19 protein-coding genes are annotated in these 18,988 nt (G+C 64.3%); 16 read left to right on the plus strand and 3 right to left on the minus strand.

Features of this window, described 5'->3' with window-relative positions; translation table 11 throughout:
• The first annotated feature begins 111 nt into the window (after positions 1 to 111).
• Entirely contained in the window at positions 112 to 1,080 is a 969-nt protein-coding gene (locus IVB01_RS17550) for a catechol 2,3-dioxygenase (RefSeq protein WP_247276843.1), read from the plus strand.
• Here the strand turns inward: IVB01_RS17550 and IVB01_RS17555 are convergent.
• Both IVB01_RS17555 and IVB01_RS17560 read right to left on the minus strand, forming a co-directional pair.
• Positions 1,077 to 4,607 carry a molybdopterin cofactor-binding domain-containing protein gene (locus tag IVB01_RS17555; RefSeq protein ID WP_247276971.1) on the minus strand — a complete coding sequence of 1,177 codons (3,531 nt, stop codon included), beginning with the start codon at positions 4,605 to 4,607 and terminating at the stop codon, positions 1,077 to 1,079. The two genes, IVB01_RS17550 and IVB01_RS17555, sit on opposite strands and share 4 nt — an antisense overlap.
• On the minus strand, positions 4,607 to 5,089 hold the full coding sequence (locus tag IVB01_RS17560) for a (2Fe-2S)-binding protein (RefSeq protein WP_247494709.1): 483 nt from the start codon (positions 5,087 to 5,089) through the stop codon (positions 4,607 to 4,609). The genes IVB01_RS17555 and IVB01_RS17560 overlap by 1 nt, the downstream gene beginning before the upstream one ends.
• Positions 5,090 to 5,333: 244 nt before the next feature.
• Between IVB01_RS17560 and IVB01_RS17565 the strand changes: the two genes are divergently transcribed.
• From IVB01_RS17565 to IVB01_RS17600, 8 genes are all read left to right on the plus strand, one after another.
• Entirely contained in the window at positions 5,334 to 6,791 is a 1,458-nt protein-coding gene (locus IVB01_RS17565; protein WP_247276972.1) for a 6-hydroxynicotinate reductase, read from the plus strand.
• Positions 6,788 to 7,684 (plus strand): UPF0280 family protein, encoded by an 897-nt coding sequence (locus tag IVB01_RS17570; RefSeq protein ID WP_247276845.1) that lies wholly within the window; start codon positions 6,788 to 6,790, stop codon positions 7,682 to 7,684. The genes IVB01_RS17565 and IVB01_RS17570 overlap by 4 nt, the downstream gene beginning before the upstream one ends.
• A 27-nt stretch (positions 7,685 to 7,711) precedes the next feature.
• Positions 7,712 to 8,296 (plus strand): amino acid synthesis family protein, encoded by a 585-nt coding sequence (locus IVB01_RS17575; RefSeq protein ID WP_247276846.1) that lies wholly within the window; start codon positions 7,712 to 7,714, stop codon positions 8,294 to 8,296.
• A 78-nt stretch (positions 8,297 to 8,374) separates the two neighbouring features.
• Complete coding sequence (locus IVB01_RS17580; RefSeq protein WP_247276847.1) at positions 8,375 to 9,577, plus strand: ABC transporter substrate-binding protein; 1,203 nt, start codon at positions 8,375 to 8,377, stop codon at positions 9,575 to 9,577.
• Between the two features lie 68 nt (positions 9,578 to 9,645).
• Positions 9,646 to 11,535, plus strand: coding sequence for an ABC transporter permease (locus IVB01_RS17585; protein ID WP_247276848.1), 1,890 nt, complete (start codon positions 9,646 to 9,648; stop codon positions 11,533 to 11,535).
• Positions 11,532 to 12,323, plus strand: a complete 792-nt coding sequence (locus tag IVB01_RS17590) for an ABC transporter ATP-binding protein (RefSeq protein WP_247276849.1) — start codon at positions 11,532 to 11,534, stop codon at positions 12,321 to 12,323. The genes IVB01_RS17585 and IVB01_RS17590 overlap by 4 nt, the downstream gene beginning before the upstream one ends.
• On the plus strand, positions 12,320 to 13,024 hold the full coding sequence (locus IVB01_RS17595) for an ABC transporter ATP-binding protein (RefSeq protein ID WP_247276850.1): 705 nt from the start codon (positions 12,320 to 12,322) through the stop codon (positions 13,022 to 13,024). Before IVB01_RS17590 ends, IVB01_RS17595 begins: the two co-directional genes overlap by 4 nt.
• A 13-nt stretch (positions 13,025 to 13,037) precedes the next feature.
• Positions 13,038 to 13,493, plus strand: a complete 456-nt coding sequence (locus tag IVB01_RS17600; protein WP_247276851.1) for a MarR family transcriptional regulator — start codon at positions 13,038 to 13,040, stop codon at positions 13,491 to 13,493.
• A 113-nt stretch (positions 13,494 to 13,606) separates the two neighbouring features.
• On the opposite strand, the gene IVB01_RS17605 is transcribed toward IVB01_RS17600, so the two are convergent.
• Positions 13,607 to 14,803, minus strand: a complete 1,197-nt coding sequence (locus IVB01_RS17605) for an amidohydrolase family protein (RefSeq protein ID WP_247276852.1) — start codon at positions 14,801 to 14,803, stop codon at positions 13,607 to 13,609.
• Positions 14,804 to 14,960: 157 nt separating this feature from the next.
• Between IVB01_RS17605 and IVB01_RS17610 the strand changes: the two genes are divergently transcribed.
• The 7 genes from IVB01_RS17610 (at position 14,961) to IVB01_RS17640 (ending at position 18,963) form a co-directional block, all read left to right on the plus strand.
• On the plus strand, positions 14,961 to 15,734 hold the full coding sequence (locus IVB01_RS17610) for a ferredoxin--NADP reductase (RefSeq protein ID WP_247276853.1): 774 nt from the start codon (positions 14,961 to 14,963) through the stop codon (positions 15,732 to 15,734).
• Between the two features lie 210 nt (positions 15,735 to 15,944).
• Entirely contained in the window at positions 15,945 to 16,265 is a 321-nt protein-coding gene (locus IVB01_RS17615; protein ID WP_247494710.1) for a hypothetical protein, read from the plus strand.
• Between the two features lie 107 nt (positions 16,266 to 16,372).
• Positions 16,373 to 17,674, plus strand: coding sequence for a cytochrome P450 (locus IVB01_RS17620; protein WP_247494711.1), 1,302 nt, complete (start codon positions 16,373 to 16,375; stop codon positions 17,672 to 17,674).
• Between the two features lie 106 nt (positions 17,675 to 17,780).
• Positions 17,781 to 17,966, plus strand: a complete 186-nt coding sequence (locus IVB01_RS17625; RefSeq protein WP_247276973.1) for a hypothetical protein — start codon at positions 17,781 to 17,783, stop codon at positions 17,964 to 17,966.
• Positions 17,967 to 17,980: 14 nt separating this feature from the next.
• Positions 17,981 to 18,181, plus strand: coding sequence for a hypothetical protein (locus IVB01_RS17630; protein ID WP_247276856.1), 201 nt, complete (start codon positions 17,981 to 17,983; stop codon positions 18,179 to 18,181).
• Positions 18,182 to 18,426: 245 nt separating this feature from the next.
• Complete coding sequence (locus tag IVB01_RS17635; RefSeq protein WP_247276857.1) at positions 18,427 to 18,690, plus strand: hypothetical protein; 264 nt, start codon at positions 18,427 to 18,429, stop codon at positions 18,688 to 18,690.
• A gap of 33 nt (positions 18,691 to 18,723) precedes the next feature.
• The gene (locus IVB01_RS17640; protein ID WP_247276858.1) at positions 18,724 to 18,963 is read left to right on the plus strand and encodes a hypothetical protein; all 240 of its coding nucleotides are present in this window, start codon (positions 18,724 to 18,726) and stop codon (positions 18,961 to 18,963) included.
• The last annotated feature ends 25 nt before the right edge of the window (positions 18,964 to 18,988 follow it).

Raw genomic sequence — 18,988 nt, forward strand, 5'->3', positions numbered from 1 at the left:
CGACGGCTTCAGTGTCCGCCATGGCGTGGGCGCATCGCAGTCTCACGCCCGATTGCGGGATTCGGTCCTGCGGATCGCAGCCAACGCTGACGGCGACGTTTGGAGGGAAGCATGCAGCCCGAACCGATCCTCGATCTCGCCCATCTCGGCCACATGGAGCTCTTGACGCCGAAGCCTGATGAAAGCCTGAAGTTCTTCGTCGATGTCATGGGCATGACCGTGAGCGGGCAGAACGGCGAGTCGGTCTACTTGCGCGGTTGGGACGATTACGAGCGCTATTCGCTCAAGCTCACGGCCTCGAAGACCTCGGGCATGGAGCACATGGCGTTGCGCGCGCGCAGTCAGCAGGCCTTGGAACGCCGAGTCGCCGCGCTGAAAGGCTCCGGCTTCGATATCGGCTGGATCGACGGCGATATGGGGCAGGGGCCGACCTTCCGCTGCCGTGATCCTGATGGACACATCGTCGAACTCTATTACGAGACCGAATGGTATCAGGCGCCGCCGGAGCTGAAGCCCGCACTGAAGAACCAGGCCCAGCGCTTTCCGGCCCGCGGCGTCAACGTGCGCCGGCTCGACCATCTCAACTGCCTCGCCGTCGACATCAAGGCCAACCGCGAGTTCTTCGAGAACTATCTCGGCTGCCGTCTCACCGAGCAGATCGTGCTGAACGACGGTCGTGAAGCCGCGATGTGGCTGACGATGTCGAACAAGAGCTACGACTTCGCCTATTCGCTCGACCATTCAGGCACGCCCGGCCGCTTCCATCACGTCACCTACGCGCTCGACAGCCGCGAGGAGATTTTGCGCGCTGCAGACATTTTCCTGGAGAACGGCGTGCACATCGAGACTGGCCCGCACAAGCACGCGATCCAGCAGACCTTCTTCCTCTACGTCTATGAGCCTGGCGGCAACCGCGTCGAGGTCGCCAACGCCGGCGCGCGTCTCATCCTCGCGCCGGACTGGAAGCCGATCGTGTGGACCGAGGAGGAGCGCAAGAAGGGCCAGGCCTGGGGCCTGAAGACGATCGAGTCGTTCCACACGCATGGCACGCCGCCGGTGGAGATCAAAAAGCACGCCTAATTTGCGGATGCGCGTGCGCGCGCGATCGTCTCGCGCACGCCGGTCCAGGCCGGCTTCTCCGGTGCGAACTGCTTGCGCAGAAAGGTGACGAGCTCCTCGACCTGCGCGTCGCTCAGGCTGCCCTTGAAGGCGGGCATGTAGCCGAGATCGCTCGACACCGGATCGGCAATGCCGTGCAGGATCACCTGCACGAGATTGTCCGAGCTCGCGCTATGCAGATTGCTGTTGAGCGCGAGCGAGGGCCTGGTGCCGAACAGCGGCGGGCCGCCGACCTCGTGGCAGACCGCGCAGGCGCCGACATAGAGCCGCGCGCCCGTGGACGCGCCGACAGTGACTTGCGTCGCGTTCTCGAGTTTTGTTGCGAGCGCGTCTTGCATTTGTCCGTCGCTCGCGGTGTCATTGAAGGAATTGAGATAGACCGCCATTGCGCGGATGTCCTGATCGGACAGGGCCTTGAGGTCCCGGACGATCGGCGCCATCGGGCCGGCCGCGACGCCGTGATAGCGCGAATGACCAGTGCGCAAGTAAGCGAAGAGTTCGTCCTCGTTCCACGGAATAGGTGCGCGGGAGAGCGAGGTCAGGGCCGGAGCTTCCCAGCCTTCGGCAAAGCCTCCGGCGAGATAGGCCTGGCGCTGCTCGGCACCGAGTGCATTGCGCGGCGAATGGCAGGCGCTGCAATGGCCGAGACTCTCGACTAGATAGGCGCCGCGATTCCAAAGCTCAGACTTCGCGGGATCGGGCTTGAATTCATCCGCCTCGTGAAACAGCGCGTTCCATCCCGCGAGCAGTGGCCGAAGATTGAAGGGGAAGGCGAGCGCGTTGGCAGGCTGTGTCGCGCGCACCGCAGGCTGTGCCATCAGGTAGGCATAGAGCGCCTGCAGGTCGGCCTCGCTGGTCTTCGAAAAATGTGTGTAGGGGAAGGCAGGATAGAGCTGCCGTCCGTCGCGATGCACCCCGTCGCGCATCGCGCGCTCGAAGGCGGGGTAGGACCAGGCGCCGATGCCGGTCTCGACATCGGGCGTGATGTTGGTCGAGTAGATCGTGCCGAACGGCGTTTCCAGCGCACGGCCACCGGCATTGAGCGCGCCTCGAACCGTCGTATGGCACTCCGCGCAATTGCCGAGCGCCGCGAGTTGTTCGCCGCGGGCGATCGTTGCCGCGGAATAGACCGACGCGTCGGGTTGGGCGATGGGTGCGATCGCGCGCCCCGGCAGCAGCGCCGCGCCGACTCCGATCGCGGCGGTGCAGACGGCCGCGATCGTCGCAAAGATACCGGCGCGTTGGGCGAACGGATTCTCCCAGATGCGGGATGGCGGCGGGGTGGCCGGCGCGGGCAGGGCCTGCGGCGCGGCCGCCGCATCGCCGTGCAATCCCCTGAGAATGCGTTCCGGCGTGAATGGCGGCTCGCGAAAGCGCACGCCGGTGGCATCGAAGATCGCATTGGCGATCGCCGCCGCGCTCGGCACTGAGGCAGATTCGCCGACGCCGAGCGGCGGCTGGTCCTGACGCGGCAGCATCAGCACGTCGATCTTGGGCACGTCTGGGAAGGGGATGATCGGATAGGCCCCCCATTCGCGCGCTGCCACCGCGCCGCGCTCGAACGAGACCTCCTCCATTAGCGCGCGGCTGGTGGACTGGATGACGTTGCCGTGAATCTGGTGACGCACGCCGTCCGGATTGATCATCAGGCCGGAGTCCTGTCCGGCGACCACGCGCGTGATGCTGACGTCGCCGGTGCTTTTGTTCACCGCGACGTCTGCAACCCAGGCCGACCACGCCGCGCCATAGCCGGGGAACTTGCTGTGGACGTAGAGCGCATAAGCAAAGCCACGCCCGTGCACGATCTCGCCGTCTTTCTCTTCGCGGACCGGTCGCGGCGTCCAGCCTGCGCGCTCGGCGACCGCATTGACGAGGTCAACGGCGCGCTGATCCTTCAGGTAGCGCAGGCGATACTCGATCGGGTCGACGCCGGCCTCTGTCGCGGCCTCATCGATATAGGATTCATGTGCAAAGGTGTTCGGCAGCGCCGAGACGCCGCGAAACCAGGACGCGCGCACGATCGGCGGCATGTCGTGGGCGACGACGCGCATGTGGTCGTAATCGTAAGGCGGAATAGCGGTGCGGTCGCCCATCTGGAGCACGGCGGGCTCGGGCGAGATCCGCCCGGTCAGCAGCAGCGCCAGGGTCGGCGCGGCGTTCGAGGGGTAGCGCGTGGCGAGATCGTAGGCAGCGATGCCGCCGCCGGCGTCGAGGCCGCCATTGACGTCGATGAGCTGCGCGGTGCCCTTGGGTTCCCAGGCGTGCTCCTGCTCGCGCGTCAACTGCACGCGCACGGCCCGGCCGACCGCGCGCGACAGCAGCAGGGCGTCCGCCGTGACGTCATCGGCGCAGTTGCGGCCATAGCAGCCGGCGGCCTCCAGCCGGATCACCTCGATCTCGCTCTCCGGACGCTCGATCAGCAGCGCCAGATCGCTGCGCAGCACGTGCGGGTTCTGCGTGCCGGACCAGACGCGGATGTTGCCATCCTGGAAGTCGGCGACCGCGCAGGACGGGCCGATCGAGGCGTGCATCTGATACGGCCAGACATAAGTGCGCTGCATCGGCTTGGCCGCGCCCGATATCGCCGCGTCGACGTCGCCCTTGTCGATCAGCGTGCGCGGCGTCGATGGATTGGCGCGCAGCGCGCTCTCGACATCAGCGAGATCGGTCAGCGCGGGTGTCGGCTTCCAGCTCACCTTGAGCTGCTCTGCCGCCCGGATCGCATTCTCCTCGCGCTCGGCGACCACGCCGACGAAATCACCGATGCGCACGACGGCAACCAATCCGGGAATGTCGCGCACCGACGCCTCGTCGAGGGCGATCAGGCTGGTGCCGACGAACGGACCGGCATCGACGCCGGCATAGGGCGGACGCACCACGCGGCCGTGCAGCATGCCGGGCACGCGGATGTCGTGCACGAAAGTTAGCTCGCCCGTGGCCTTGGCCGGCAGGTCGACCCGCGGCACCGACTGGCCGACGATGGCATAATCGCCAACCGCCTTGACGACGACGTCATCGGCAAGCTCCAGGCTGATCGTCTCGCCGCCGATCAGTTCGCCATAGCTGACGCAGCGATTGTCGGGCCCGCGCACGAGACCGTCGTCGATCTTAAGCTCGGCCGCCGGCAGTTCGAGCCGCTCGGCCGCGCGTGCGATCAAGAAGTGCCGCGCCTGGGCTGCGGCCTTGCGCAAGGGCACAGCCGTGATCTGGATCGTCTCGCTCGCGATCGTCGCGCCCTGGTTCGGCACCAGTGCGGTATCGCCGAGCACGATGACGACGCGCGCAAAGGACACGTCCAACTCTTCGGCGACGATCTGGCCGAGCGCCGTGCGGATGCCGGTGCCGAGATCGACATGGCCGTTATAGGCTGTGATCGAACCGTCCGCGGTGATGCGGACATAGGTCTCGGTTGTGACCTCGTCCACGGTGCGCAAGACGACGAGCGAACCGGATGGCCGCTCAGCTCCGTTCGAATGGGAGGAGACCATCAATCAGCGGCCTCGGTGAGCTGGCCGGAGGCGCGCATCACCGCGCGCAGGATTTCGACATGCGTGCCGCAGCGGCAGAGATTGTAGCGCAGTGCCGCCAGCGCTTGCTGTTCGGTCGGCCGCGGATTGACCGCGAGCAGCGCCTTGGTGGTCATGATCATGCCGTTGAGGCAGTAGCCGCATTGCGCGGCCTGCTCGTCGATGAAGGCCTGCTGCACGATGTCCGGCTCGTCGCGCGTGCCCAAGCCTTCGAGCGTCACGATGTCGCGGCCATCGCAGCCACTCACGGGAATCACGCAGGAGCGTGCCGCGGCCCCGTCGATCAGGACAGTACAGGTGCCGCATTCACCGAGGCCGCAGCCATATTTCGGCCCGTTGAGCGCGAGGTCGTTGCGCAGCACGTAGAGCAGCGGCGTGTCTCGCGCCGCAGTGACCTCGTGGATCCTGCCGTTCACGGTGAGGCGGATCGGTGTCTGCATCATCCTCGTTCCCAAGCCCTGTAAACACGCGATTTGTAAGTCGCGACGATACCGTTTGTACACAAACGTGCAAGCCGTCATGCCGCACTGCAGCGCGACTGCCTCCTTTGTGGACAGGGCGGATAGGCATATGAGCTTTTATGCGGCAGGTGCACCTTTTGCGCCGCACCGCCGCTTGACAGCCATCGGGACCGCGCGCAACATCGTTCGTATACGAATGATAACCGCGGTGTCTGCTGGCTCTGACATGGTGATGGAAACGACGAGCGCTGCCATCGACAAGATACGCTGCGATGCCTGTCCGGTGATGTGTTATATCAAGCCGGGTGCGGCGGGAGCTTGCGACCGCTACGCTAACCACGACGGCAAGCTCGTTCGCGTCGATCCGCACGTGATCCTGGAGCGCACCGTCTCGCATGGCGGCAAGCTGGTGCCGTTCAGCCGGACCGAAGACTGGGACGGCAAGATCGTCCACGAGCCTTCAACCTTTGTGACGGCGATCGGCGCGGGCACGACCTATCCCGACTACAAGCCGGCGCCATTCATCGTCTCCGCGGAGGTCGACGGCGTCGACATGGTGACTGTGGTCACCGAGGGCATCTTCTCCTATTGCGGCGTCAAGGTGAAGATCGACACCGATCGCTATCTCGGGCCGGAGACCGCGACCGTTCGCGCGCAAGGCGAGGCGGTGGGCCACGTCACCACCAGCGAATACGGCTCGCAGATGCTCTCGCTCGGCGGCGTGCATCATCTCACTGGCGGCTCCAAGAAAGAGGGGCGCGTCACCTGCGACACGCTGATGGATCTCGCCAATTGCAAGGCGGTCGAGCTCACCATCGACGGCGGCGCGACCGTGGTGGTGCAGGCCGGCCAGCCGCCGATCGTCAACGGCGTGAAGGAAGAGCGCATGCGGGTCGGCTGCGGCTCGGCGACGATCGGCATGTTCGCCAAGCAGTGGCATGGCAAGGTCGACGAGGTCGTCGTGGTCGATGACCACATCACTGGCGTGCTGTCGGAACATCAGGCCGGCAAGCTGCTCGACATCGCCGATACCGGCATCAAGATGAAGGGCCGGCGTTCGACGCCCGGCCGCTATTTCCAGGTCGCCGAGCCCGGCACGGGCTGGGGGGGCACCAACATCTCGGATCCGCTCTCGATTCTCGGGCCGTTTGATGCCAAGCAAGCCAAGCCCGGTCTGACCATGCTGATGGTCTCCACCACCGGCGAGCATTCGTCCTATTATGTCCTCGACGAGGCTTTGAAGCCGGTCGAGACCGAGATGCCTGATGACCTGAAGTTTTCGGTCGAGCGCATCCAGGAGAATTGCGAGCCGGCACTCTGCACGGTGCTGTTCATGGCGGGTGCCGGCGGCTCGTTGCGCGCCGGCGTCACCGACAATCCGGTGCGGCTGACGCGCTCGGTTAAGGACGCACTGACGCGCGTCACCAGCGGCGGCGCGCCGGTCTATGTCTGGCCCGGCGGAGGCATCACCTACATGGTCGACGTGACGCAGATGCCGGCGGGTGCGTTTGGCTACGTGCCGACGCCGGCGCTGGTCGCGCCAATCGAGTTCACCATGATGCTGTCGGACTATGCCGCGCTCGGCGGTCACATGGATCATGTGAAGCCGCTTTCCGAAGTGCAGAGCGGTGACGACGTCCGTCAATTGCCCTGGCAGAACCCGATCCCGGGACGTCGGGCATGACACGGCGCCCGCAAATCGCATTCCTGTCTGACGGCCGGCGGCTGCATTTGCAGGATGGACCGATTGATTTGATCGTGGAGGCGAGGGGGCCTGCGGACGAGGTGCGCGCGGCCTATGAGGCTGCAGCGTGGCGGTTCACCGGATTGTTGGATGAGCTCTGCGCGGAACTGCCGGAGCTGCGGACGGCCGCTGAGGAGCGGACTTCGCTGAAGGGCGTGGTCGCGCGGCGGATGCATGCCGCTGTGTCGCCCTACGCGGCTGATTGCTTCGTCACGCCGATGGCCGCCGTTGCTGGCAGTGTGGCGGAGGAGATCCTTGGCGCAATGCTCGGAGCCGCGACACTCAATCAAGCCTACGTCAACAATGGCGGCGACCTCGCGCTTCATCTTGGCGAAGGCGAGCATTTCTCTGTCGGTCTGATGGATCGCCCTGATGGCTCCGGCGTGATGCGGACCATGAGGGTCGATTCGGCCGACCCTGTACGCGGAATCGCGACCAGCGGACGCCACGGTCGTAGTTTTTCGCTCGGCATCGCCGACGCGGTGACGGTGTTGGCTGCAACGGCATCGCAGGCCGATGCGGCGGCCACGATCATCGCCAACGCGGTGGATCTGCCGAGACATCCGGCCATCATCCGCAAGCCCGCCAACGAGCTTCAGCCTGACAGCGATCTCGGGGCCCGTCTTGTCACCCGCGAGGTCGGCAAGTTGTCGCACAATGAGATCGCGGCCGCGCTCGAATCTGGCGCGGAATGTGCACGGCATTTATTCGATCGCGAATTGATCGAGGGTGCCGTATTGCAGCTTTGTGGTGATATGCTTGTCATCGGACCAAAAGATATCGAACGGCAACGATCGCGCCCGCCTATGCTGGAGACTGCGGTTCATGCCTGAACAGGGAAGTTACTTGAGGAAACAATCATGAACGCGATCATCCGCAAGATCGTCACCGTCCTCGAAGAGACCCAGATGGAGATGGGACGTCAGGTGTCGCCGCCGACGCGGCGCGCCGCGGCGATCGCCGTGATCGAGAATCCCTTTGCGGGGAAATATGTCGAAGACCTTTCGCCGCTCGTCGCGATTGGCGAGGAGCTGGGCGAGCTGCTATCGAAGCGCGCGGTGGCGGCGCTCGGGATCGATGGCGCAAAGGTGCAGAGCTATGGCAAGGCCGCCGCCGTCGGCGAGAACGGCGAGCTGGAGCACGCCGCCGCCATTCTTCATCCGAAGATGGGTGCGCCGGTGCGAAAAGTGCTGGGCAAGGGCGCGGCGCTGATCCCGTCGTCGAAAAAACGCAGCGGCCCGGGCACCACGCTCGATATCCCTCTGGGGCACAAGGACGCGGCTTTCGTACGCAGCCATTTCGACGGCATGGAGGTACAGATCAACGATGCACCGCGGGCCAATGAAATCATGGTCGCGGTTGCCGTCACCGACAGCGGCCGTCCACTGCCGCGCGTCGGCGGGCTGACGGTTGCGGAGATCAAGGGCGAAGACGGTTTGAGATAGCGCGTCCGGAGAACCGGGCACGGGTTCTCCGATCAGATCGTTTGCGAAAGGCAGAGAAGTTCAAAACTGGAGGTTGGGATGCGAGCAAGAAACGTTTTTGTCGGCGCGGCCTTCGCGCTTCTGGCCGGCGGCATGGCCCATTCGGCCCTGGCGCAGGACATCAAGATCGGCGAGATCAACAGCTATTCGCTGTTGCCGGCCTTCACCGAGCCTTATCGCAAGGGATGGCAGCTCGCCACCGAGGAGATCAACGCGGCCGGTGGCATCAACGGCAAGAAGCTCGTCGTCATCTCCAAGGACGATGGCGGCAAGCCGGCGGATGCGCAGACCGCTGCGAATGAGCTCGTCTCGAGCGAGGGCGTTGCGATGCTCGCGGGCACGTTCCTGTCGAACATCGGCCTCGCCGTCAGCGACTTCGCCAACCAGAAGAAGGTGTTCTTCCTCGCGGCCGAGCCGCTGACCGACGCGATCACCTGGTCGAAGGGCAACAAATACACCTTCCGCCTGCGTCCCTCCAACTACATGCAGGCGGCGATGCTGGTGGAGGCAGCCAGCAAGCTGCCGGCGAAACGCTGGGCGACGATCGCGCCGAACTACGAATACGGCCAATCGGCCGTCGCGGTGTTCAAGAAGCTGATGTCGGAAAAGCGCCCGGACATCCAGTGGGTCGACGAACAGTGGCCGCCGCAGGGCAAGATCGACGCAGGTCCGGTGGTGCAGGCGGTTGCCGCCGCCAATCCGGAAGCCATCCTCAACGTCACCTTCGGCGCCGACCTCGTCAAGCTCGTGCGCGAAGGCAACACCCGCGGCCTGTTCAAGGGGCGGGAGGTCGTCTCCTTCCTGACCGGCGAACCGGAATATCTCGATCCGCTCAAGGAGGAGACGCCGGAGGGTTGGATCGTCACCGGCTATCCCTGGTACTCGATCAAGACGCCAGAGCACGACGCGTTCCTGAAGGCCTACCAGGCCAAGTACAACGACTATCCGCGCCTCGGCTCGATCGTCGGTTATCAGACCATCAAGTCGGCAGCGGCAATCCTGGCGAAGGCCGGCTCGACCGATCCGGAGAAGCTGATCGCCGCGGCCGAAGGCCTGTCGATGCCATCGCCTTTCGGCGAGATCACCTTCCGCAAGATCGACCATCAATCGACGCTCGGTGCCTATGTCGGCAAGACCGCGCTGAAGGATGGCAAGGGTGTGATGGTGGATTCGTCCTACAAGAAGGGCGCGGACTATCTGCCCACCGATGCCGAGGTCGAGAAGCTGCGGCCGAAGGATTGATTATCTTTCCCCTCCCTCTCCCCGCTCTTCGTGGGGAGAGGTGACCTCAACCTCTACCCGGACCGCCGATGGCCTTTTACGTCGCACAGTTTCTGACCGGTCTCGCCAGCGCAGCGTCGCTATTCTTGGTGGCCTCGGGCCTGTCGATTATCTTCGGCGTGACGCGGATCGTGAATTTCGCGCATGGCGCCTTCTACATGATCGGCGCCTACATCGCCTTCACGCTCACCGAGCGACTGTCGGGTGCGTTCGGCTTCTGGGGCGGGATCGTGCTGGCGGCGCTGGCGGTGGCGATGATCGGCATCATCGTCGAGATGGTGCTGCTCCGGCGCATTTATCATGCGCCCGAATTGTTCCAGCTGCTCGCGACGTTTGGCCTGACCCTGATGGTCGAAGATCTCGTGGTGCTGATCTGGGGACCCGACGACCTCGTCGGCCGCCGCGCGCCCGGCTTCAAGGGCGCGATCGATTTTTTCGGCCAGAACATTCCGAGCTATGACCTATTCCTGATCGTGCTCGGACCCGTCGTGCTCGGCATTCTCTGGCTGCTGTTTCAGCGCACGCGCTGGGGCGTGCTGGTGCGCGCCGCAACGCAGGACCGCGACATGGTCGCCGCGCTCGGCGTCAATCAGAAATGGCTGTTCACCTCCGTGTTCGCAGTCGGCGTCTTCCTCGCCGCTCTCGGCGGCGCGCTTCAGATCCCGCGCGATGCCGTGCATCACGCCATGGATCTCCGGATCATCGTCGAGGTCTTCGTCGTGGTCGTGATCGGCGGCCTTGGCAGTATCGTCGGCGCGTTCGTTGCGGCGGTGCTGGTGTCCGAACTCAACGCCTTCGGCATCCTGATCTTTCCAAAGATCTCCATCATTCTGGTCTTCCTGGTGATGGCAGTGGTGCTGATCGTGCGGCCCTGGGGCCTGTTCGGCAGGCCCGAGGCGGCTGCGCGCAAGACGCCGGGCCTCACCGTCAATCCCTGGCGGCCATTGACGCCGAATGAACGGCTGGCTGCACTTGCCGCGCTCGTCATCGCAGCGACGCTGCCGCTGTTCGCCGGCAATTACGCGCTGACGGTCGGCTCGGAGATCGCGATCTTCGTCATCTTTGCCGTCAGCCTGCATTTCTTGATGTCGGTCGGCGGGCTCGCATCGTTCGGCCATGCCGCCTATTTCGGGCTTGGCGCCTATGGCATTGCCTTCCTCGCCAAGATGGCGGGGCTGCCGATGATCGTGTGTCTGTTGCTCGGCCCGCTGCTCGGCTGCCTGGGCGCGGCCGTGTTCGGCTTCTTCGCGGTGCAGCTCTCCGGCGTCTACTTCGCGATGCTGACGCTCGCCTTCGCGCAGATCGTGTGGTCGATCGCATTTCAGTGGGTGGACGTGACAGGCGGTGACAACGGCATTCTGGGCCTGTGGCCGTCGAGCTGGGCCGCGAGCCCACCGCATTTCTACTGGCTCGCGCTCGGCGTCGCGGCGCTCGTCACGATCGCGCTTCGAGCCATGGTGTTCTCGCCGTTCGGCTATGCGCTCCGAGCAACGCGTGACTCGACGCTGCGCAGCGAAGCGATCGGCATCGACGCGAAGCGCATCCGGTGGACGGCCTTTGTCATCGCAGGAACCACCGCTGGGATCGGCGGCGCCCTGTTCGCCTACCTCAAGGGCAGCGTCTTCCCCGACAATCTCGGCATTTCGCTGTCGGTCGATGCGCTGGTCATGGTGCTGCTCGGCGGCGTCGAAACGGTGTCGGGCGCGGTGATCGGCGCCATCGTCTACAAGGCTTTGAACATCTGGCTGATCAGCCAGACCGACTTGTCGAAGCTTGTGCTCGGCGGCTTCATCATGCTGATCGTCGTCGTCTTCCCCAAGGGAATCGTTGGCATGCTCGAGATGCTGGCGCAGCGCCGTAAGAAAGCATCGCCGCCGGCATCTCCCTTGCTTGCTAAGCCGATCGAGTCCGCCGAATGAGCGTCGCACCCCCACTTCTCGCGGTCGAAGGCCTGACCAAATCCTATGGCGGCATTCATGCCGTGCGCGGCGTGTCGTTCTCGTTGCGTGCAGGCGAGATTCTGGCGCTGATCGGCCCGAACGGGGCCGGCAAGAGCACCTGCTTCGACATGCTCAACGGCCAGAACAAGCCGGACTCCGGGCATGTCCGCCTATTAGGTGAAGAGATCACCGGCAGGAAACCGCGCGAAGTTTGGCGGCTCGGCGTCGGGCGCACGTTCCAGATCACCGCGACCTTCGCCACCATGAGCGTGCGCGAGAACGTGCAGGTCGCGTTGATATCGCACGGAAAGCAGCTGTTCAATCTGTTCGGCTCGGCGCCGAAGTTCGACCGCGGCGAAGCCGGTCGGCTGCTCGAGCTGGTCGGCATGGGCGGCTACGCTGATCGCCCCTGCGGCGAGCTCGCCTATGGCGACCTCAAGCGTCTCGAGCTTGCGGTGGCGCTCGCCAACCAGCCAAAGCTGCTCTTGATGGACGAGCCGACCGCGGGCATGGCGCCGCGCGAGCGCGTCGACCTGATGCGGCTGACCGCGCAGATCGCGCGGGAGAAATCGATCGGCGTGCTCTTCACCGAGCACGACATGGACGTCGTGTTCGAACATGCCGACCGCATCATCGTGCTCAACCGCGGCGCGCTGATCGCCGAGGGCTCGCCGGCCGAAGTGCGCGGCAATCCGCAGGTGCAGGCGGTCTATCTCGGCGAAGGCCTCGTCTATGATGCCCGCCATCGCGAGGGAGCCTCGGCATGAAGCTGAAGGTCGAAGGGCTTAACAGCCATTATGGCCCGGCGCATATCCTGTTCGACATCGGCTTCGAGGTCGGTGAGGGCGAGGTCGTCGCACTGCTCGGGCGCAACGGCGCGGGTAAGTCGACGACGTTCCGCTCCATCGTCGGCCTCGTCGCGCAGCGAACCGGCCGCATCATGTTCGAGGGCAAGGATGTCTCGGTGCGTCCGACGCACGAGATCGTCCGCGAGGGCCTGGGCTATGTGCCGGAGGAGCGGCGCATCTTCACAGACCTGACCGTTGAGGAAAATCTCGAGGTCGGCCGCCAGCCCAAGCGTCCGAACGCGCCGCACTGGACGCGCGAAAAACTGTTCGCGCTGTTTCCAAACTTGGGTGAGATGAAGAATCGCTCCGGCGGACGCATGAGCGGCGGCGAGCAGCAGATGCTCACCATTGCGCGCACGCTGATGGGCAATCCGTCGCTGGTGCTGCTGGACGAGCCTTCGGAGGGCCTGTCGCCGAAGATCGTGGAGCAGATGGTCGATGCCATCCTGACCATGAAGAAAGAGGGCGTCAGCATCGTCGTCTCCGAGCAGAATCTGCATTTCGCGCGGCTGATTTCCGATCGCGCCTACATCATCGAGCGCGGCCGCATTTGCTTCGGCGGCACCATGGCCGAACTCGACGCGCGTCCGGATATCCGCGACGCGCATCTGTCGTTGTGAGGGTGGGGAACGGATGGCGAGAAGCGTTACGGCGAAGAAAAGCGTCAAACCGGCAAAACCGCCTTACGTGCTCGACGAGCAGGTCGGCTTCATCCTGCGCCAGGTCTGGCAACGCCACAGCTCAATCTTCTCGCGCGATATCGGCACCAATTTGACGCCGACGCAATGGGCAGCGCTGTCGAAGCTCGCTGAGACCGGGCCGTGCTCGCAGAACCAGCTCGGACGTCTCACGGCGATGGACGTCGCGACCATCAAGGGCGTGATCGACCGCCTGACGGCGCGCGGCTTGACCGAGACGAGCCAGGATCCGGAAGACGGACGCCGCTTGCTGGTCAGCCTGACGCGCGCGGGTCAGCAGCTTGCGGAGAGGCTAGCGCCGAACGCGCTCGCGATCACCCGCGAGACGCTCGCGCCGCTGGATGCAAAAGAGCGCGAAACGCTGATGGCGCTGCTGAACAAGCTGCGGTGATCGTTTCCGTCATTCCGGGGCACGCGCATTGCGCGTGAACTCGGAAACCCGACGCTGTTGTGCGAGAGTCCGGGTTTGCGCTCACGCGCGCCCCGGAATGACGGCCACTGCCGTCACTTCGTCACCAGCTCCGGCACCTTGCCCGCCGGCGGGGTATTGCGGCTGCGCTGGGTGCGCACGATGCCGTCGATGATGGTCATGCCGATGCCGGGGAGGTCGCCGAGCTGCACGCTCTCCAGAATGGTCTTGCCCGGCGAGTGCTGCGCCTTGTCCATGATGACGAAGTCGGCGGAGCGGCCGACCTCGATCAGGCCGCAATCGAGCTCGCGCATGCGCGCGGTGTTGCCGGTGGCAAGACAGAAGGCGATCTCGGCCGGCAGCTCGCCGAGCGAGGACAGCATCGACACCATGCGCAAAATGCCGAGCGGCTGCACGCCGGAGCCGGCCGGCGCGTCGGTGCCGAGGATGACGCGGTGCAGATCGCCCATCTCGCGCGCGGTGCGCAGCGTGAACAAAGCCGAGCGCTCGTTGCCGTTGTGCACGAGCTCGAGGCCGCGCTTGCAGCCCTCACAGATGCAGCGGATCTGGTCGTCGGGGAGCGCCGTGTGGCCGCCATTGATGTGGCCGACCACGTCGGTGTCGGCTTCCAGCACCACGTCCTTGTCGATCAGGCCGGAGCCGGGGATCGAGGGGCCGCCGGTGTGGATGGTGCTCTGGATGCCGTATTTGCGCGCCCAGCCGACCATCTTGCGTGCCGTCGGGCCGTCCTTGACGCCACCGAGACCGACTTCGCCGAGCAGCTTGACGCCATTGGCGGCCATCTCCTTGAAATCCTCTTCGACCATCTCGCATTCGATCACCGGCGCGCCGGCGTGAACCTTCACGCCGCCGGGGCGCAAGGTCCAGAACGCGCGCTGGGCGAACACCGCCATCGCCTTGAGGCCGACGACGTCGCGGGGGCGGCCGGGCGTGTGCACTTCGCCGGCCGAGATCATGGTGGTGACGCCGCCATGGAGGTAGCTGTCGATCCAGTTGATCTGGTTCTGCCGCGGCGTCCAGTCGCCCGCAACAGGGTGGACGTGGCTGTCGATCAGGCCCGGCGCGACCGTGGTGCCGTGGGCGTCGACGATCGTGGTCGCGCCTTCCGTGTCGACGTCCTTGAATCGGCCGATGGCGGTGATCTTGCCGTTCTCGGCAACGATGGTGTCGCCGTCCAGGATCGGCTTTTCCAGGGCGCCGGACAGGATCAAGCCGATATTCCGGATCACGAGCTTCGAGGGTCCGGTGGCCTGGGGTGTGTCATGCGCCATGGAAGGGGCTCCTTATTCCTAGCTGCAATGCTTTCGATCTTGGGCAGCCTTGACCGCGGGATCAAGCCAGATTATTCATTAGTATACGAATGATTGTGTACAAACGACGCATAGCTGCCCGCCTCGGAACTGCGTTGGAAGCGACAGGGAAGGTGTGATGAGCAATTACAATCAGGAAAGTGTTTTGAGCGTCCACCACTGGACGGACACGCTGTTCTCCTTCAAGACCACCCGCAGCCCGACCTTCCGTTTCCGCAACGGCGAATTCACCATGATCGGCCTCAAGGTCGGCGAGAAGCCCTTGCTACGGGCCTACAGCGTCGCCAGCGCCAATTACGAGGACACGCTGGAGTTCTTCTCGATCAAGGTGTCGGATGGTCCGCTGACCTCGCGGCTTCAGCATTTGAAGGCAGGCGACGAGATCATCATCAGCCGCAAGGCCACCGGCACGCTGGTGATCGACAACCTGGAAGAGGGCCGCAACCTCTACCTCATCGGCACCGGCACGGGTCTCGCGCCGTTCCTGAGCGTGATCAAGGATCCTGAAACCTACGAGCGCTTCGAGAAAGTGGTGCTGCTGCACGGCTGCCGGCATGTCAACGAGCTCGCCTATGGCGAGATGATCACCGAGACGCTGCCGAAGGACGAACTGATCGGCGAATACATCCGCAATCAACTGATCTACTATCCGACCGTCACGCGCGATCCGTTCCGCAATCGCGGCCGCATCACCGACCTCATCACCTCGGGCAAGCTGTTCAGCGACATCGGTCTCCCGGCGCTGGAAGCTGCCCACGACCGCGTCATGATCTGCGGCAGTCCGGCCCTGGTCGCGGACACGCGCGTGCTGCTGGGTGAACGCGGCCTCATGGAGGGCAATCACGGCGAGCCGGCCCAGTTCGTGGTCGAAAAGGCCTTTGCCGAGCGTTAAAGCCCATTTCCGTTCCGATGCGCATCGGAACGGGGCTCCAGATTCTTATTTTGACGCGTTTTCTTTACGAGGACCGGTATCGACCTCCCTCGAAAACGTTCTAGGCCCGTAATTCCTGCCCAATAAGGTCGCATTTTCGCCGCCGGGCGCCCGTTGCGGCGTCGATTCGGCGCACGATACTATGTGGGAGCGAATCAGCGGAGTTCCCACATGGTTGCGGACAGCGACAGCAACATCGCCTGGCACCGGGTCCAGTTGAAGAAGAACCGCGCCGAGTTGAAGGCGCTGGAGACCGCGCGCTTCACGATGGGCGAGATCGCCTCGTCGAAGCGGAACGGTCAATCCGAGAAGACCATCGCGGAACTCAAGCGCAAGATCGCGCAGTCCGAGCGCGTGATCGCCGATCGCGATAAGCGCACGCGCCGACCGCTCGCGACCGACCTGCAAAGCCTCAGCAATGTCAGCTGGAGCCATTGGGACGCCTACACGCAGCAGCGCAAGACCGGGCAGCGATCTCCGGGACGGGGGTAGGCGTGTCTCTCGACACCTGCGACTGAAGCGGAGGGCGCGCTCCACCCTTGCACGGCCCGCGCCGTGCACCATCTCGGTGAGACGCCAGCAATCACTCCGGTGAACCCATGACAGCGCGCCTCGATTTCACCAGCGAGGCCTTCTTTCGCGATCCGCCCAAGGCGATTGCGACGCTGCGCATGTCTGGCCCCGTGGTCGCGACGCGATTTCCTCTCATCGGCGACGTCTGGATTACCACAACCCATGACGCCACCGCGCAGGTCCTGAAGGACGGCGCGACGTTCACGTTCCGAAGGGAGGATGGCGACGTCGCTGGTCTGCGCTGGTGGATGCCGAGATACGTCAAGACCATCGCCAACAACATGCTGACGATGGACGAGCCGGATCACACGAGGCTCCGCGGCATCGTGGACGAGGCCTTTCGTCGGCGCGCCATCGTCGCGATGGAGCCGCGCATCCGTACTATTGCCGACGGTCTCGCCGACGAGCTCTTTGCGAACGGAAGCCCGGCCGATCTGGTTCAGCGCTACGCGCGTATCCTGCCGCTTGCGGTGATCTCCGAACTCCTGGGCCTGCCTCCGGCCGACCGTCCGAGATTCATCGCCTGGGCCAACACGATGTCCTCGCTGACCAATGTGGTCAGCTTTTTCCGGCTGCTGTTCGCGTTCCGCAAGATGCGTGCCTACCTCGAGCGGCAGTTGCAGATTGCACGTGTGCAAGGCGGCGAAGGCCTGATCGCAGAGCTGGTTCAGGTCGAGCGCGAGGGCGGCCAGATCACGCCGGACGAAATGGTTTCGATGGTCTTTCTGCTGCTTGCGGCCGGATCGGAGACCACCACGCATCTCATCAGCGGCTCGGCGTACGAACTGCTCCGGAATCCCGGGTTGCGCCATTGGCTCGAAGAGGACTGGAGTCGCGTCGGGCTTGCCGTCGAAGAGTTCCTGCGCTTCGTCTCGCCAGTGCAATTCTCAAAGCCGCGCTATGTGCGGCGGGATCTCGACGTCGAAGGCGTGCGCCTGAAGAAGGGCGATCGCGTCATGGCGATGCTCGCCGCGGCGAACATGGATCCTACGGTGCACGATCGTCCGGAACGCCTCGATCTCGCGCGCAGGCCGAACCGGCACATCTCGTTCGGGACGGGGATCCATTTCTGCCTCGGCCACCAGCTCGCGCGCATTGAGGCGGCGTGCGCGCTCGAAGCGCTGTTCGTACGATGGCCAAAGCTTGGCTTGGCCGTCGATCCGGCAGAGGTCCGCTGGCGCAGGCGGCCGGGTTTGCGTGCGATTGCGAAACTTCCCGTCTCAACTGAGGGCCCGCGGAACAGAGGCGCGCGCGGAGCTATGATTGATCGTTCCCTCACCGCGGCGGGCTCAGTCCGCGATCTTTCGGAAAATCTTTGCCGAACGTGATCAGTCAGGAACGGTGTGCCGCTGGTCCTGTTGTCATCAGGACCTCGAACGCGGCGACGAGTTCCTTGGCCGCATCGCAGGTCACCGTCTTAACGGAGACAAGATCATGGCCAGCAAGATGCCACCTGTTCCACCGGATAATCAGAGCCCGAAGGGAACTGGCGACGCCAAGCAAGTGTCGGCGGATCGGACCCCGCACGGCCAACGGCGCGTGGAAAATCCGGACCAGCAGGGACAGCAGGGCAACATCAAGCAGAACACGACCAATCAAGGCTATCAGCAAGATCGGTGAGGAGGACGACGTTCATGTCGACATCCATCAAGACACCAAACAGCATTCGTCAGGGCGGACCTGGCGCTTCGCACGAGAATGCGAAGGCCCCGCTGGAAGTGAAGAAACCGCCGGCGGACGATTTGCAGCGCAGTCACAGCCGGATCTCCGGCGGAGGCGGCGAGCGCGATTCCCATCACAGACACGATGAAGCCGGAAAGGGCGGAGGCAGGTAGCTCATGAGCAGCAAGCAACCCAAGTTGTACATGCCTAGCGAGAAGGACATGCGCGAAAATCCCCTGATCGGAGGATCAAAGGGAGCGACAATGGCGGGTGCGTCACCCGACGATCTCGAAGATGCTCTCGGTGAGAACACAATCGAGGGCGATCGCGAGAATGATGTGGGCGTCGGCGGCGGCATCGACAAGGACGTCGCACATGGCGGCGCGCACCGAAGGCGCCGGTAGTCCGGAGAACAGCAATGCAAGGCAAAAAGACCCACGAGCAGCAGGTTCGCATTCTCGAGCGCAAGCCCGATGTTCCCGACGCGCGGGAGCTCGATCAGGCTATCGGCCATAATGCCGAGGACGCTGCTGTTCATCGCGCGCGCTCGGAAGCCAGGCACAGCGAATACGCAGTAAGTCGCGGCGGCCTCAATCAGGAGAGCGATCACAACAAGCACAATGATTCCGGCCAGAGCGGCCACAAGCCGCCGAAGCCAATGCCGGCGCAACAAAAGCACTAAGTCTTCGGAAGATCACTGCAAGAGGAGAAACCGATGCCAGCAGGGCACGGCAGCAAGACGCACTTCAGATCGGGAATGCATGGCAAGGGCGATGGCACTGGCGCCATGGCCGAAATCCCGAAGGACAAGATCGGCGACAACATGGTGCTGTCAAACCGCGACAAGGCACAGCATTCGGACATCCGCGGCATGGATGGCAAGTTCATCCAGACCGAGCAGTATCAGGACCATGCAGCCAACCGGCTCGACGATGAGCCGGAGACCGAGACCTGAGAAGTGGCGTTCCTCCCGACCAACT

It is taken from the genome of Bradyrhizobium sp. 164 (genome assembly GCF_023073715.1).
In the GTDB taxonomy this organism is placed as follows: Bacteria; Pseudomonadota; Alphaproteobacteria; order Rhizobiales; family Xanthobacteraceae; genus Bradyrhizobium.

Excerpts from the sequence above, each read along its gene's own strand:
- IVB01_RS17550 (WP_247276843.1), top strand. The coding sequence starts at position 112 with ATGCAGCCCGAACCGATCCTCGATCTCGCCCATCTCGGCCACATGGAG.
- IVB01_RS17555 (WP_247276971.1), bottom strand. The coding sequence starts at position 4,607 with ATGGTCTCCTCCCATTCGAACGGAGCTGAGCGGCCATCCGGTTCGCTC.
- IVB01_RS17560 (WP_247494709.1), bottom strand. The coding sequence starts at position 5,089 with ATGATGCAGACACCGATCCGCCTCACCGTGAACGGCAGGATCCACGAG.
- IVB01_RS17565 (WP_247276972.1), top strand. The coding sequence starts at position 5,334 with ATGGTGATGGAAACGACGAGCGCTGCCATCGACAAGATACGCTGCGAT.
- IVB01_RS17570 (WP_247276845.1), top strand. The coding sequence starts at position 6,788 with ATGACACGGCGCCCGCAAATCGCATTCCTGTCTGACGGCCGGCGGCTG.
- IVB01_RS17575 (WP_247276846.1), top strand. The coding sequence starts at position 7,712 with ATGAACGCGATCATCCGCAAGATCGTCACCGTCCTCGAAGAGACCCAG.
- IVB01_RS17580 (WP_247276847.1), top strand. The coding sequence starts at position 8,375 with ATGCGAGCAAGAAACGTTTTTGTCGGCGCGGCCTTCGCGCTTCTGGCC.
- IVB01_RS17585 (WP_247276848.1), top strand. The coding sequence starts at position 9,646 with ATGGCCTTTTACGTCGCACAGTTTCTGACCGGTCTCGCCAGCGCAGCG.
- IVB01_RS17590 (WP_247276849.1), top strand. The coding sequence starts at position 11,532 with ATGAGCGTCGCACCCCCACTTCTCGCGGTCGAAGGCCTGACCAAATCC.
- IVB01_RS17595 (WP_247276850.1), top strand. The coding sequence starts at position 12,320 with ATGAAGCTGAAGGTCGAAGGGCTTAACAGCCATTATGGCCCGGCGCAT.
- IVB01_RS17600 (WP_247276851.1), top strand. The coding sequence starts at position 13,038 with ATGGCGAGAAGCGTTACGGCGAAGAAAAGCGTCAAACCGGCAAAACCG.
- IVB01_RS17605 (WP_247276852.1), bottom strand. The coding sequence starts at position 14,803 with ATGGCGCATGACACACCCCAGGCCACCGGACCCTCGAAGCTCGTGATC.
- IVB01_RS17610 (WP_247276853.1), top strand. The coding sequence starts at position 14,961 with ATGAGCAATTACAATCAGGAAAGTGTTTTGAGCGTCCACCACTGGACG.
- IVB01_RS17615 (WP_247494710.1), top strand. The coding sequence starts at position 15,945 with ATGGTTGCGGACAGCGACAGCAACATCGCCTGGCACCGGGTCCAGTTG.
- IVB01_RS17620 (WP_247494711.1), top strand. The coding sequence starts at position 16,373 with ATGACAGCGCGCCTCGATTTCACCAGCGAGGCCTTCTTTCGCGATCCG.
- IVB01_RS17625 (WP_247276973.1), top strand. The coding sequence starts at position 17,781 with ATGGCCAGCAAGATGCCACCTGTTCCACCGGATAATCAGAGCCCGAAG.
- IVB01_RS17630 (WP_247276856.1), top strand. The coding sequence starts at position 17,981 with ATGTCGACATCCATCAAGACACCAAACAGCATTCGTCAGGGCGGACCT.
- IVB01_RS17635 (WP_247276857.1), top strand. The coding sequence starts at position 18,427 with ATGCAAGGCAAAAAGACCCACGAGCAGCAGGTTCGCATTCTCGAGCGC.
- IVB01_RS17640 (WP_247276858.1), top strand. The coding sequence starts at position 18,724 with ATGCCAGCAGGGCACGGCAGCAAGACGCACTTCAGATCGGGAATGCAT.